This is a genomic window from Anaerosporobacter faecicola, assembly GCF_012070565.1.
GTDB lineage: Bacteria > Bacillota > Clostridia > Lachnospirales > Lachnospiraceae > Anaerosporobacter > Anaerosporobacter faecicola.
On record NZ_JAAQRO010000044.1, the window covers coordinates 42,688 to 57,528 of the forward strand.

Consider the following 14,841-nt stretch of genomic DNA (forward strand, 5'->3'; position numbering starts at 1 on the left):
AGGTATATTTATGCATGAAGATTGGATACATAAGACTTCCCACTTTGGATTACTAACTCTAACAATACTATGATAATGAAATGGAGATTATGACTATGGAATATGGACTAATAGGTGAAAAACTTGGACATAGCTTTTCAAAAGAGATACATGAGAAATTGGCAGATTATAAGTATGATTTGACACCACTTAGCAAAGAGGAATTTTCCCCTTTTATGCAAGCGAGAGATTTTAAAGCAATTAATGTAACAATTCCTTATAAACAAGATGTAATTCCCTATTTAGATGAAATGGATACCAATGCCCAAAGCATTGGTGCTGTGAATACCATTGTGAATAAAAATGGTAAATTAATCGGTCATAACACCGATTTTTCTGGATTTTTATACATGGTTGAACACCACAATGTATCAGTTTCTGGCAAGAAAGTATTGGTAATCGGAAACGGTGGTGCTTCCAAGGCGATCATCGCTGTTTTGAAGCATTTACAAGCAAAAGAGATTATCATTATCGATATTGTACCGGCTCCAGGTGTAATAACAAAAGAGGAAGCGATTAAAAATCATCTTGATGTGGAAATAATTGTTAATACCAGCCCTGTTGGCATGTTCCCAAATGTGGATCATACACCACTTGACTTAGCTGCTTTCACAAATTGCAAAGCGGTTCTTGATGTAATCTACAATCCATTGCAAACCAAATTAACAAAACAAGCAAGTGAACTTGGCATGCAAGCTATTAATGGACTAGAGATGCTTGTAGCACAAGCTAAATATGCGGTTGAATTTTTCCTTGATACAACAATTGAAGATCAAGTGATCGATCCAATCTATCACCAGATCATGGAAGCAATGAATCAATAACCTTGTACTTGAAACTTTTCTTGTCAGTTAACGCCATAACAAAAAGAGCGGTACACTGCTGATTTTAATAAAGATCAGAGTGCCGCTCTTTTTTTATGATATGATAAGGGGAACGTTATCATTTTGACATTTCTTATTTATACATGAAATCTTCTTCTTTTAAAGCAAATAACAACAATTAACGCTACTGCCAATAGACCGCCGCACACACTCAATAGGATGATTTCATTGGTGTAATCTTGCGAATTTTGTTCTTGCATAAACATACCCTGTCTAGGATCATTACCCATTTGCTGTCGATCACCAAACATCTGCGATTTCTCATTATTCGAGGAATCGCCTGGCATTTGGCCTTGACTCATTGTCATTTGATCCAACTTCTGCTTCATTTCACCATCTCCGCCGCCTTGTGTACCCATCGCAGTTAGATTGATATTACTTGCATCGATCAATGTCGTACTGTCTTCTTCTTGCCCATCGGTCGTTGATGGAATCGTTCCATCTAATTGCCCTTGTATACTCTTGGCACGTAATAATCCAAATTGAATTAAATTCTCTACACCAGTTTCATACTCATCAAATGTGTAGAATGCCGTAGCATCGGTCTTTACATAAGAGGATATTCTTTTGTTTATCTTTGTGATGGTACTTTGGAAAAGTCCACTATCAAAATATCCTGTTACAATTTCCTGTAGGATTTGATGGTATCGTTCCAGATATTCTTCCTTTTCAAATAGTTTTGCGATAATTGGTCGATCTTCCAAAGTAACACCAGATACTGGGGTGTCAATCGGAAAATTTACAGCGGATGTTGCTGTTTTGCTTTGAAATCCTGCAAATGATAAGTTATAATCCCAAGGAAGCATGGTTATCTGACCATCTTGTTCATAGAGATAATAATTGTGTTGCATACTGGAAAAATAACTATCCAGATTAACAAGAACCGTATTCGCTGCAATATAGCGTAACACAGCATCAACATCCACATAGGTTTCGAGATCCGTACCCGCATTGAGGTTCTTAATTGCCGTGATCACACGTTCATAGTCGCTATCATCCGTATCAAATACGGCTGCATCAAAAATCGTACTGTAACTTTCGATATTATCATCAATATACTGGAGACTAGCCGATGACATGGAATTACCAAAACCACCTCCCATATTACCCATACCTTGTTTCATCTGGGAATCGTCTGGCATTGTTCTTGTTTCTTGTTGTGTATTCGTTGCATTCTGTTCATTATTTTGATCATTTGGTGGCATCATTCCTTTGGAATTGTCTTGATCTGTTTTGTCGTTTACTCCTCCACCAACTCCCATAGTCTCTGGTTTATATAGTTGACCATAATTGGATCCATAATTTCGTATTGCAAAGGATTCTTCCATTCCTTCCAGCGCTAGATAAAATCCCCAATCTTCACCATTTACCGTAATAGAAGCATAATTATAGAGCGGAGAAATAACCCCTGCATAGCGCAAGATATCATATGACAGATATTCTTTCATATACGTCGAATCAGACATAACATTATTCAATACTAACTTATCCAATCCATAGCAATTCTGATTCTTATCGTAATGGTCAAATTCAACTTTAAAACTAAAACGATCCGTTGTGTCATCGGATACGATCTGAGATAAACTCGTATTCCCTTTCGGTCGTATTCCGACATTGGAATAGGTTTCGCCATTGATCACAACATCACAGGATATATATTCTTCGCTGCTGGCATTCTCGATCATTTCGTTCCAAGAGTCTTCATCAACCCGTATATCAACGGTCATGATCGAATCGTGATCAAATAACTGTGATTCATAAGCAAGAGATACACCACTGCTTTCCTTGACCTTGTCTGTATTCCCCAGATAGATCATTACCCCAGAGCACACCAAAGCAATTACGATACATAACATAATAATCTTATTTATGTGCTTATTAGTAATCATGTTTTTCCATGTTTATCACACGTTGTGATCCTGCTATTCTTAGCATTACATGGCTCCTTTCTTAATAATACGCAATCCGCGCTTTTGCACTTATGACATGTAATCGCCATTGTAACTAACTAAGACCACATTCTCCACTCCATTTAACTGGCTGATCTTGTTCACGAATTCCGTTGTCATATCGGGCAAACGAATTTCTACTGTTAACTCTATACCACTCTTAGATACGGTCTTAGATTTAACAACCGCTTTTTTTACAGAACCTTTTAATGCATCTAAAGCTGCTTTTTCAGCGGCATCATTCACACAATTAATTACAACAATATATGGATTATCCGTACTTTTTCTATTTACAAATACCAACATGATGATACCAATCAGCACACTACCGATCACCGCTAATGGGATTAAACCAGCACCAATAACAATACCAACTGCAATGGACCAGAATAAGAAAGAGATATCCAAAGGTTCTTTTACTGCTGTACGGAATCGAACGATTGATAATGCACCAACCATACCAAGTGATAATACTACATTAGAAGTAATTGCCAAGATGATAAATGTGGTGATTAGTGTCATTGCCATCAAAGACACACCAAATGATGCGGAATACATGACACCTCGAAATGTTTTCTTATATACAAAAAAGATAAATAGTCCTAAGGCAAATGCCAAACCCATGGCAATTAGCGTATCCGTAATTGAAAAACTGGATACCTTCTCCATAAAACTTGATTTGAACACATCACCAAAAGTTGTAGTTGCTAAATATGTTGTACTCATTTTTCCTCCTTGACTTCCGTCTGTTTATTTTATTACTCACATTTTATACCCCACTTACCCATAGGTACGACAGGCAACGTATTTGGAAAATGCACTTGTTCTACGATCTTTCAACTGCACACAATTCTCAATGATCTCAGGCAGGAAATGATCGTATTTGACCTCTAAGATTATGATATTCTCTTCATTCGCTATAATGGTTGGCGTATGTACATCAAAGAAATTGGTACTGCCAATTCCAGTCCTTACTTTGCTATCAAATGTTATTCTCACATTACCAGGTTTGTAGATATAAGGTTCTCTGGTATACTCAACGATTGTTTTTGGACGCAACTGTTGGTATTTCATCTTCGCATATAGTTCAACAAGTAAAGCTCTTTCACTTGCTGCCATCCATTCCAGATCGCCCTTTATGATCTTCTCACATTCATCTTTTGCTATCGTAACGGATTGTTTATTACACAAACCATAAATCTTGCTCTTCTTCTCTAACTTGATATATGTGAGATCATCATTGTAATATCGGATTCGAAACTTTTCTCTTTTATTGATTCCATCAAGCTTCTCACGTAACGCTTTATCCTGATAATTATCAAAATACAAACTACGAATGAGATATGTTCCCGACTCCCCTACGTTTTCATCTTGCTTTGTAATTGCCTGCAGTCGTTTTCTCATTGCCAGATAATCAAAATAATTGATATGATGTTTGTATTCATGACGTAGTTCTAGTTCTTTCACCAATTCACCTCCTCTTTTGTCCGGTTCTCTTAACAAAATTTTTAACCAAACCAGATTTATCCTTTACTTCTTTAACATCTTATCGAAAATTTGTGTAAACTCCATGTAAAGTATGTGAAAAGACTGTGTTCAAATCTATTCTTTCTCCATTCCCTTTTTCCTTGTGTTTTGTGAAAATACAGAAATTGATATTTTAGATTTGCTTTTTGGGACTTGCTTTTTAGCTTGCTTTTATAAAAAAAGAACTTTACTATTGAATCCCCAACTCTCCCATCGATTCGATTTTACTCGAATGTAAAGGTATGGTTATTCCATAACAAAGTTCCTATTCTAATTTTGTATCAAATTACTCTTCCACTTTACCAGCAAGATAATTAATAAATTGTTGTGCGGTACGTCCAGATAAACCACCATGGCTCAACTCCCACTTATTTGCTTCCTTACAAAGTTCTTCGTCTGATAACGTAATGGAATCATAGCGTTTTGCTAAACTCTTCACGATTTCATAATATTCCTTTTGTGTTGGAGCAGAGTAGTTAATGGATACACCAAAACGAGCAACCAAGGACAATTTTTCTTGAATGGTATCCGAACGATGCAACTCATCCTGTGACATATCCGAACGATCAGACCAGGTTTCACGGATCAGATGTCTACGATTTGATGTCGCATAGATCAAGACATTATCTGGTTTTGTCTCCAATCCACCTTCGATTACTGCTTTTAAGTATTTATATTCAATCTCAAATTCTTCGAAGGATAGATCATCCATATAGATAATAAAACGATAATTACGATTTTTAATCTGTGCAATGATGGAAGACAAATCTTGAAATTGATGTTTATAAATTTCAATCATTCGAAGTCCACGACTGTAATACTCATTTAGGATTGCCTTGATACTTGTTGATTTACCAGTACCACTATCTCCATACAGTAACGCATTGTTTGCTTTTCTTCCTTCTACGAATGCCAACGTATTATCGATTAATTTCTGCTTTTGAATCTCATAACCAATCAGATCATCAAGATGGATTTCTTCTGTATTGGTAATTGGACAAAGGATTGCTTCTTCCTCAGTATGACGTACTCGGAATGCTTTATTCAATCCGAATTTACCAACTCCATAGTCTCTGTAGAAATCCGTAACAATGGTATAGATTTCCTCTTCATCTTTCGCTTGTTCAATCTTCTCACTTAATAAACGAACCTTTTCGCTTACATTCCGATTGTATCTTTTTCCACTCTTTTGAATGGATTGATAATGCAAAATGGTGCTAAAGCAATTAATGTTCAAATCTTCCTCTAGTTTTGAAAAGTCATAATCGAACAGATGCTTAATGATCTTAAAGTCACTCTTTGCAAATTCATTTACTGTACCATTTTGTCCACCTACTTTTTCACAGGTAATACTAAATGGGTTTTCACAAGTAGCTAACAGATATGCCAAATAATTGTGCCATAGATTTTTGTCAAATCCATACACTGTTGCCACATCTAAGAGATGGTTGATCTGATCATAGATACGTGCGATGGTTTCTTCTTTTCCTGCTTCCTTACACGTATAATCCTTGATTATGTCGGATAGTTGAAATAGAATACTATCCTTTCCTATATTTCTGTAAATTACTAACTTGGCTACTTCTCGAAACATACTATCGCTTCTTTCTTTATGTATTTGTGAAACATAAGCAAGGAGCACTTACGTGCAGATGCAAATGTTTTTGAATTGTTGCAAAACAACGGCACCAATTATAATAACTAGTGACAGATAGATAGAAAACTTCGCATACGAAGCATTCATTTGCGAAGTTTTCTTATTGGGTTCGGGTGTCAAAAGCCCTTACTAAAACTTTCTTTCGTTAATTTGCGCAAACATTAGCTAATCTCATGTAATACAGGATATAGTTTGACGAGCAACTGTATGAAGTCGTTGGTACTTTGGCTCTGTACTTTAGAGCCTTATGTACCACTACGAACTTCATCCAAGCGAGAGCGTGTTGCGAGTAAACTATATCCTGTTTTACATGTTAGACAAACTTAATTTGTGCAAATTGACGGACCTCAAAATAAATAAGGGCTTTTGACACCCATACCCTTATTGGCACAAAATCGTTTCTTAATTAATTGAATTACATACGATCAGGTGCTTCAATTCCCAAAAGATCAATGCATGTATTCAGTACATTGCAAGTCAATGTAATCAATTGAATCCAAGAAGCACGTACTTTTTCATCTTCATTCGCAATGATCTTATTCTCATGATAGAATTTATTAAATGCATTAGAAAGATCATAGATATATTGGCAGATTCTATGTGGTGCATTCTCTGTAAATGCATTGGTGATTGTATCACTGAATTTTGTTAATTCAAGCATAAGGGCAGTTTCACTTTCACTACCTGCTGCTAAAATTTCACTCGTAGGAATTTCTTGTATTCCTGTTACTTCTTTAAATTTATTTAAGATCGATTTAATACGAACGATTGTATATAGGATATATGGGCCTGTGTCTCCTTCAAATGAAGTGAAACGATCCACGTCAAATACATAATCTTTGGAAGCTTGATTGGATAAGTCACCATACTTGATTGCTGCAACTCCAACCTTTTTCGCAATTTCTTTTGCTTCTTCTTCTGTTATCTCACGGTTATCCATAATCTTGCCATATACCGCGCTAGTAATTTCTGAAATCAAGTTTTCAAGACGCATTACACCACCATCTCTTGTCTTAAATGGTTTGCCATCTTTACCATTCATTGTACCAAAACCTAAGAATGTCAATTTAACATGATCACCAATTAACTGCGTCTTCTTTGCACAACGGAATACCTGTTCAAAATACAATTCTTGACGTTTATCAACAACATAGGTAATCGCATCTGGATTGAATAATTCTGCACGTTCTACGATTGTAGCAAGATCGGTTGTGTTATACAGAGTTGCTCCATCTGATTTCAAGATCATACATGGAGGAATTTCCTTTGTATCGGTCTCTTCTTTTACGTCAACAACAAGTGCACCTTCACTAATTCTTGCATATCCACCATCTTTCAAGTATTGAACCATACCAGGAATGTATCCTTGGGCATCACTTTCTTTTTTCCATAAGTCAAAAGAAACATTCAATTTTTCATAGTTCTTCTTCAAATCGGTAACGGATACATTTAAGATATGATTCCATAATGCTACATAACCTCTTCTACCACTTTGTAATTCAAATGTCGCATTCTTTGCTTCTTCTTTGAATTCTGGGTGTTCTTTGGAATATGCATTGGCATATGGATAGATTTCTTCCAATTCAGAAATTGTAAATGGTGCTTCTTCTGGATATTCTCCTTCAAAACTTTCATCAAAATAAACCAATTCTGGTTGTCTCTTCTTTAATTCTGTAATAATCAATCCCATCTGAAGTCCCCAGTCTCCAAGATGAACATCGCCAATAACATTATGTCCAACAAAACGACTAATCCGTTTTACACTTTCTCCGATCACTGCAGAACGAAGATGTCCAACATGCAATGGTTTAGCAACATTAGGTCCGCCGTAATCAATTACAATGGTCTTTGGATTTTCTTCTTTTTCAAAGCCAAAATTCTCTTCTTTGTTCATATCATTCACATAAGATGCCAAATACGTTTCGCTTAACTTAATGTTAATAAAACCTGGCATAACCGCAACGATTTCTTTAAACATCGTAGCATTCTCCAATTTCGCAACTACCTCATTGGCAATCATAATCGGAGCTTTCTTGTATTCCTTTGCAGCTGCTAACGCCCCATTGCATTGATACTGACATAAGTCAGGACGATTGGATAACGTAACCATCCCGTATTTTTCATCATATCCGCAAGCAACGAAAGCATTCGTGATCTCTTGTTTAATGATCTCTATGATTTTCTTCATATCTCTACCTCTTTTCTGCAATCAAAATTGCTCATTTTCTATGTTTGTGACATTTATACTATTAGGGTTCCATGAATCTTTTCCCTGATTTCTACATATTACGATGCAATACATGCTTTCGTAATCGTAACGTTACGTGTGAGTACCTCTTCATTCGAAATATCTCTGTGTAGGAAATACTTCCCTATAAGAACACAGTCAGATTTAGCTGACATCATCCTCATGTGCGAGTGCGCATCCCCCGAAGGGTTTATTTAACTAGGAAAGTTCGAGAACTTTCCTAATTAAATAAAAAAATCTCTTATCTTACGATAAGAGACGAATTCATTCCGTGGTACCACTCCAATTGATTGTAACATATACAATCCACTTAACACTTTAACGCAGTGAACGTCAACATCTTATAAGAACTATCCCCATTCTAATCTTTGATACATCCTTATTCGAAATTGCTTCTCCGAGATCCTCTTCTCTGTTCTTTTCTTATAGGACTCACACCAAACTCCTACTCGCTGAAAGATGAAAAACAAATACTCTTCTCTTCAATGAATTTTTCTTATGATGTAATGTTTTACCATAGCATCATCTTATTCTTTTTCAAATTATAAAAGTTATTATTCTAATTGTCAACCTCTTTCTTTATACTTTCCATCATATACTCTTTGTATACGTACTTTGGCTCTGTACTTTAGAGCCTTATGTACCACTACGAACTTCAGCTGGGCGAGAACGTGCCCGGAGTGAACTATATCCTGTATTACATGTTAGACAAACTTAAATTGTGCAAATTGACGGACCTCAAAATAAATAAGGGCTTTTGACACCCCAACCCTATTAAAGAACAAAGTGTACTTCGTACACTCTCGCGTTAATATCTACTTCCAAAGTACACTTTGTTCTTTGCGCCGAGCGCAGTCAGCTTCAGCTGACATCTACCTCATGTGCGAGTGCGCATCCCCCGGAGGGTTTATTTAATAGGAAAGTTGGAAGACTTTCCTATTAAATAAAAAAGTGCTGCCTCATAGTTAATCTCTCAACCATGAGGCAGCACCTACGAAACACGTACCGTTTCTTATTCTACTTCTACTATTCTTATAGTTACCTTGTTCGATTCGTTACATTCTATCTTTCATAACGAACTGGGATAATGATAGCTGCTACGATGTATGCTACAACTCCTGCACCCATGCAACCAAAAATCACCCATAATAAACGAATAATCGTTGGATCGATGTTCAGATAATCAGCAATTCCTGAACATACTCCACAAAGCATTTTATTAGTTGATGAACGGTATAATCTTTTTTGTTCCATAATTCATTCCTCCATTTTTCATTTAATTATTACTCTATTTTTATTTAATTATAACTCTATTGATTTGATACTTCAACACTTCCGACTCCACAATCAATTGCTAAATCATAGATTGCATTATCATTGCGAATATTGGAATCGCTTGTAAAGGAATAGTTATGTCCATTAATGTTAATGTTACCAATGCCACAACTTAGATCAAAATTGTAATTAGATTCAGGTTGATCCAGATTTAATTCAATATGACCCATACCACAGTCTGCGCTGCTGATTCCTCTGACATCACCACTGATCACCATTTCACCAACGCCACATTCCATATTCACGTCAGTTGCAACCAGGTCTTTAATTTCCATCTTACCAGCACCAACTTCTAAGTCTGCTCCATCTGTAGCAACCAAACGACTTGCAAATAATTCTCCAGCACCAACTTCAAAATCAATCCTTTGTGCTTCAATATCGCATAGATTTACTTTTCCAGCCCCAATTTCAATATCAATCCGATTCGCTGAAAAATTATCAGGTACAGTAATCGTTACGGTATATTTTTCATTGCCATCCGTATAGAAAATTGGTATTGCATGACCAAACAATTTGAATTTCTTTTCATCATCATCTTTAATAGTCCAAACATCATTCTCTACAAAACTCTGGAATGTTTCTTTGTTCATATTTCTTGCATCAATAGAAAATGTATTGCCACGTTCGATCTTCACACTAGCAAAGTTCAGATCAATCTTAATTGTTTTAATATCCTGATCATAATCACTACTAAAATCCAGTACGTAATTCTTGCGGTTTGCTCCATTTACATCGACTCCACTTACAAGAGCGATACACACGAATACAATACCAAGTAATGCTGCTATTCCACTAATTCGTAAACAGTTTTTTGTGAATAAACTCATGCCATAACCCTCCTTCTAAATGGTAATCGTAAAAGATTGATTACACCTTTGAAAAACATTGGAATCATCTTTGCAAAAATCTTTGAAACCAACGCAGATAGCAAACCAATGGAAACAAGGATCAATCCACCACCACATACTAACAAGGCATACATTGGAACACTAAAGAGTTGAGATATACCTGCAACGACCATTGCTACTCCACCAAAGGTTAATCCGAATGCTAAAGCTCCAAATGTTACAACCATGGAAAAGATAACAGCCATTGCTGCTACAAAGAGTCCGAATCCAGTAGCCAAAAGTGGAATACCCACTGGTATAAACAAGACTGCTCCAATGATCAAAAGTACTTTTGGTATACTTGAATACTCATAAACATATTGTGGTTCTTGATTTTGATTATTTTGTTGACCATTTGTCTGGCCATATTGTTGATTATATTGTTGGCCAGTCTGTCCATATTGTTGTCCGTTTTGTTGATAATATTGTTGTTGATTTCCTTGCTGATTCATAGTTGGATCCACTTTCATGACAACATCTTGCTTGTTCTGATCAAATGCTGGATTATGATATCCTTTTTCTGTGAACTCCCCACGATCTTTCATTCCTTCATTTCGAAGGTCTTCTTGTATAATGGCAGCCACACGTTCTGGCGTTCCTAACTCATGAATGATCTGTTCTTCATTCTCTACTCCGGCATCTTCAAAATAATCCTGGTAGTATTGAATGGCTTCCTGACGATCTTTCTCAGGTATATTGGCAAGAAGATTTTCTAATTCGTTTATAAACTCCTGTCTGCTCATCTATTCCACCCCCACAAAAATATTACTAATATTATTCGAATACTGTTTCCATTCATCGCAATACATTCTTAGTTGCGCTTTCCCCTCATTGGTTACTTTATAGTATCGTCTGTTTCTTCCACCAAACTCCATATCGTAAACCTCAAGGCATTGATCCTTTAATAACCTTCGTAATACAGGATATAACGTTGACTCTGATATGTCAATCGCCTGCTGTACATCTTGCGTAATCTTATAACCATATGTGCCATCTTTGTCTTTGGATACAACCGCTAACACAATTGCATCTAACAATGCTGCACCTGTATTAAATACCATACTCTCAACCTCCTTTAACACTTACTTTGGATCTTCTTGTGAACTTTTGATCCTTGTATTATATTGTTTTTGTATACATATTGTTAAAATCAACATATTGTGAAATTCAATATATTGTTTTGATATCAATACTATACATCGTATAATATTATGTGTCAATATAATACTATACGATTTTCAAAAGTCATTACATTTGTCATATTGGTATGACAAATGCAATACAAAAAAAAACGTAGGAATCCACATAACATCTATGAATTCCTACGTTTTTGGCATATTTTTGTTTTACTTTTTCACCTAAGTGCTTTGTTTTTATAACGTTTGTATAAATCGTTGGAACGCTTCTTGTCCAGCTGCATCTCTTTTGTATACACCTGCATGTTCTAGTACTGTTGCAAAGACAAGACCAATTTCCTCTTGTATGATTTCATGAATATTGGAAGCATTCAATTCTGGATGTTTCTCACGAATCACATCTGCCCACTGTGCATGTTTCTCTAGCGTTTCATCTTTTCTCAGATCTTTATTTTCCAACATTGCTGTTTCTAAATGTTCCATCTCTTGTTTTAAACGGGCAGGTAACACAGCAAGCCCCATAACTTCGATCAAGCCGATATTTTCTTTCTTAATATGGTGTAATTCTGCATGTGGATGGAATACTCCCAAAGGGTGTTCTTCTGTAGTGATATTATTACGAAGAACAAGATCCAATTCGTAGACCTCACCATTCTTTCTCGCAATTGGAGTTATGGTATTATGTGGCTCTCCATCTGTAATTGCATAGATAAATGCTGCTTCATCCGTATACCCTCTCCAATTCGTAAGAATGTGATCGCCAAGTTCTACAAGACGAGAGATTTCTTTGCTCCGTAAACGAATGACAGACATTGGCCATTTTACAATACCAGTTTCCACATCTTCATATCCTTTGATCGTAAATGTCTTCTCAAACTTCGCATCTGCCATAGCAAATTGATAATGTCCACCTTGGAAATGATCATGACTGAGAATGGAACCACCTACAATCGGTAAATCCGCATTGGAACCTACAAAATAATGTGGGAACTGTTTTACAAAGTCAAATAATTTGACAAAGGTATTCTTCTCGATCTTCATTGGTGTATGTTCCCCATTGAATACGATACAATGTTCATTATAGTATACATATGGAGAATATTGAAATCCCCAAGTCTGATCGTTGATCACAACAGGGATGATCCTGTGGTTTTGTCTAGCAGGGTGGTTTACACGACCAGCATATCCTTCATTTTCACAACACAAAAGACATTTTGGATATCCACTCTGCTTCGCTAATTTTGCCGCAGCAATTGCCTTTGGATCTTTCTCTGGTTTTGACAAATTAATGGTAATGTCTAGGTTCCCATATTCCGTCTTTGTCACCCACTTCACATCACGTTTAATACGATAACGACGAATATAATCAGAATCCTGGCTTAATTTGTAGTAGTAATCGGTTGCTTCTACTGGTGAATTCTTATATTTATCCCAGAATGTGTGGATTACCTCAGATGGTCTTGGCATCAATTTACTCATGATCTTCGTATCAAACAGATCACGATAAACAATGCTGTTCTCTTTAAGGATTCCCTTTTCAACTGCATAATCTAACATCTCTTTTAATGTATCTTCTAAAGAAAATGTATCCTGTTCCTTCTCATTTGTCTCTTCTAACTCGTCCAGTTCGAACAATTCCAATAGTGCGTTCGTTGTATAAATCTGATCTTCTTTTTGAATCATTCCATTATCAAGTGCATACTGGACAAGCCCTTTGATATTCTGTGCGATCATCTATTTACCTCCAAAACCATTTGGATGGGTACTATGCCACTTCCATGCTGTTGCAATGATTTCTTCAAGATCGGCATGTTCTGGCTTCCAACCAAGTACTGTTCTTGCTTTATCACTTGATGCAATCAATTGTGCAGGATCGCCTGCTCTTCTAGGAGATACGACTGCTTTGATTTCATTACCCGTCACTTTTCTTGCTGTTTCAATAACTTCCTTTACTGTGAACCCTACACCATTACCAAGGTTGAAGATATTACTATCATTACCTTCTGCAAGATACTTAACAGCAAGGATATGTGCTTGTGCCAAATCTGTTACATGAATGTAATCTCTTACACAAGTACCATCTTTTGTATTGTAATCTTCACCAAAGATTGCAATGGATTCTCTTTGTCCATTTGGAACTTGTAAGATCAATGGGATCAAGTGACTTTCTGGATTATGAGCTTCTCCAATCTTACCACTTACATGTGCACCACATGCATTGAAGTAACGTAACGATACATAACGAAGATTATGTGCTTTGGAAGTCCATTTGAACATCTTCTCCATGGATAATTTTGTTTCACCATATGTGTTCGTTGGTTCTGTACGATCTGTTTCAAGAATAGGTACTCTTTCTGGCTCACCATATGTTGCTGCTGTAGAAGAGAATACGATCTTATCAATGCCATGTGCAACCATTGCCTCCAACAATACTTTGGTTCCACAAAGATTATTATCATAATACTTCAGTGGATTTACCATACTTTCACCAACTAAAGAGTTTGCTGCAAAATGGATTACAGCATCAATCTTCTCTTTTTCAAAAACACTGTCTAAGAATGCACGGTCACGAATATCCCCTTTGTAGAAACGTGCTTTTTCATGAACAGCCTCAATATGTCCTGTTTCCAAATTATCAATAATTACTACATCTTCACCACGGTCAATTAATTCATAAACCGTATGAGATCCAATGTATCCTGCTCCACCTAAAACTAATATTGTCATAATATTGCTCCTTCCTTCTTTTCACATAATATTTTCATATTAACATCATTTACTTTACTATCTCTATTATAACAAGACGTTGGGGACGTCATATGCACGAATTGTTCCGTTGCTTTGCAACTCTCACAATTCTAAAACATTCGCAATCCGCGCTATCACGCTACTTGCTCATGTTTAGCGGGTCAACACGTCATGTTCACTTTTGTGCAAGCACAAAGTGAAATGACCTTTTGACTACTTTTTGATGCACGAATTGTTCCGTTGCTTTGCAACTCTCACAATTCTAAACATTCGCAATCCGCGCTATCACGCTACTTGCTCATGTTTAGCGGGTCAACACGTCATGTTCACTTTTGTGCAAGCACAAAGTGAAATGACCTTTTGACTACTTTTTGATGCACGAATTGTTCCGTTGCTTTGCAACTCCCACAATTCTAAAACATTCGCAATCC

12 protein-coding genes and 1 other annotated feature are annotated in these 14,841 nt (G+C 36.4%); of the genes, 1 reads left to right on the plus strand and 11 read right to left on the minus strand.

The window, feature by feature from the left end; genetic code table 11:
- Positions 1-95: 95 nt before the first annotated feature.
- On the plus strand, positions 96-863 hold the full coding sequence (locus HBB17_RS17805; RefSeq protein ID WP_167958847.1) for a shikimate dehydrogenase family protein: 768 nt from the start codon (positions 96-98) through the stop codon (positions 861-863).
- Between the two features lie 137 nt (positions 864-1,000).
- Here HBB17_RS17805 and HBB17_RS17810 read toward each other — a convergent pair whose 3' ends face one another.
- The 11 genes from HBB17_RS17810 to galE all read right to left on the minus strand — a co-directional run bounded on the left by HBB17_RS17810 (position 1,001) and on the right by galE (position 14,389).
- On the minus strand, positions 1,001-2,812 hold the full coding sequence (locus tag HBB17_RS17810) for a CotH kinase family protein (RefSeq protein ID WP_167958848.1): 1,812 nt from the start codon (positions 2,810-2,812) through the stop codon (positions 1,001-1,003).
- 90 nt (positions 2,813-2,902) lie between these two features.
- The gene (locus HBB17_RS17815) at positions 2,903-3,598 is read right to left on the minus strand and encodes a DUF4956 domain-containing protein (RefSeq protein ID WP_167958849.1); all 696 of its coding nucleotides are present in this window, start codon (positions 3,596-3,598) and stop codon (positions 2,903-2,905) included.
- A 54-nt stretch (positions 3,599-3,652) separates the two neighbouring features.
- Positions 3,653-4,339, minus strand: coding sequence for a polyphosphate polymerase domain-containing protein (locus tag HBB17_RS17820; RefSeq protein ID WP_167958850.1), 687 nt, complete (start codon positions 4,337-4,339; stop codon positions 3,653-3,655).
- A gap of 346 nt (positions 4,340-4,685) precedes the next feature.
- The gene (locus HBB17_RS17825) at positions 4,686-5,993 is read right to left on the minus strand and encodes an ATP-binding protein (RefSeq protein ID WP_167958851.1); all 1,308 of its coding nucleotides are present in this window, start codon (positions 5,991-5,993) and stop codon (positions 4,686-4,688) included.
- A 478-nt stretch (positions 5,994-6,471) separates the two neighbouring features.
- Positions 6,472-8,244 carry an arginine--tRNA ligase gene (gene argS, locus HBB17_RS17830; RefSeq protein ID WP_167958852.1) on the minus strand — a complete coding sequence of 591 codons (1,773 nt, stop codon included), beginning with the start codon at positions 8,242-8,244 and terminating at the stop codon, positions 6,472-6,474.
- Positions 8,245-8,555: 311 nt separating this feature from the next.
- Positions 8,556-8,799 (minus strand) — a binding site (T-box leader).
- A gap of 567 nt (positions 8,800-9,366) precedes the next feature.
- The gene (locus tag HBB17_RS17835) at positions 9,367-9,558 is read right to left on the minus strand and encodes a PspC domain-containing protein (RefSeq protein ID WP_167958853.1); all 192 of its coding nucleotides are present in this window, start codon (positions 9,556-9,558) and stop codon (positions 9,367-9,369) included.
- 56 nt (positions 9,559-9,614) lie between these two features.
- Positions 9,615-10,466, minus strand: a complete 852-nt coding sequence (locus tag HBB17_RS17840) for a DUF4097 family beta strand repeat-containing protein (protein ID WP_167958854.1) — start codon at positions 10,464-10,466, stop codon at positions 9,615-9,617.
- The gene (locus tag HBB17_RS17845) at positions 10,463-11,269 is read right to left on the minus strand and encodes a DUF1700 domain-containing protein (RefSeq protein ID WP_167958855.1); all 807 of its coding nucleotides are present in this window, start codon (positions 11,267-11,269) and stop codon (positions 10,463-10,465) included. The genes HBB17_RS17840 and HBB17_RS17845 overlap by 4 nt, the downstream gene beginning before the upstream one ends.
- Positions 11,270-11,587, minus strand: a complete 318-nt coding sequence (locus tag HBB17_RS17850) for a PadR family transcriptional regulator (protein ID WP_167958856.1) — start codon at positions 11,585-11,587, stop codon at positions 11,270-11,272. It lies immediately after the preceding gene.
- 312 nt (positions 11,588-11,899) lie between these two features.
- Positions 11,900-13,396: a UDP-glucose--hexose-1-phosphate uridylyltransferase gene (gene galT, locus HBB17_RS17855; RefSeq protein WP_167958857.1), complete on the minus strand. Its 1,497-nt coding sequence runs from the start codon at positions 13,394-13,396 to the stop codon at positions 11,900-11,902.
- A complete protein-coding gene (gene galE, locus HBB17_RS17860; protein ID WP_167958858.1) occupies positions 13,397-14,389 on the minus strand; it encodes a UDP-glucose 4-epimerase GalE in 993 nt (330 codons plus the stop codon).
- Positions 14,390-14,841 lie beyond the last annotated feature (452 nt).

Bases quoted from the DNA above. Each gene is read 5' to 3' on its own strand.
- HBB17_RS17805 (WP_167958847.1), top strand. From the start codon at position 96: ATGGAATATGGACTAATAGGTGAAAAACTTGGACATAGCTTTTCAAAA.
- HBB17_RS17810 (WP_167958848.1), bottom strand. From the start codon at position 2,812: ATGATTACTAATAAGCACATAAATAAGATTATTATGTTATGTATCGTA.
- HBB17_RS17815 (WP_167958849.1), bottom strand. From the start codon at position 3,598: ATGAGTACAACATATTTAGCAACTACAACTTTTGGTGATGTGTTCAAA.
- HBB17_RS17825 (WP_167958851.1), bottom strand. From the start codon at position 5,993: ATGTTTCGAGAAGTAGCCAAGTTAGTAATTTACAGAAATATAGGAAAG.
- argS (WP_167958852.1), bottom strand. From the start codon at position 8,244: ATGAAGAAAATCATAGAGATCATTAAACAAGAGATCACGAATGCTTTC.
- HBB17_RS17835 (WP_167958853.1), bottom strand. From the start codon at position 9,558: ATGGAACAAAAAAGATTATACCGTTCATCAACTAATAAAATGCTTTGT.
- HBB17_RS17840 (WP_167958854.1), bottom strand. From the start codon at position 10,466: ATGAGTTTATTCACAAAAAACTGTTTACGAATTAGTGGAATAGCAGCA.
- HBB17_RS17845 (WP_167958855.1), bottom strand. From the start codon at position 11,269: ATGAGCAGACAGGAGTTTATAAACGAATTAGAAAATCTTCTTGCCAAT.
- HBB17_RS17850 (WP_167958856.1), bottom strand. From the start codon at position 11,587: ATGGTATTTAATACAGGTGCAGCATTGTTAGATGCAATTGTGTTAGCG.
- galT (WP_167958857.1), bottom strand. From the start codon at position 13,396: ATGATCGCACAGAATATCAAAGGGCTTGTCCAGTATGCACTTGATAAT.
- galE (WP_167958858.1), bottom strand. From the start codon at position 14,389: ATGACAATATTAGTTTTAGGTGGAGCAGGATACATTGGATCTCATACG.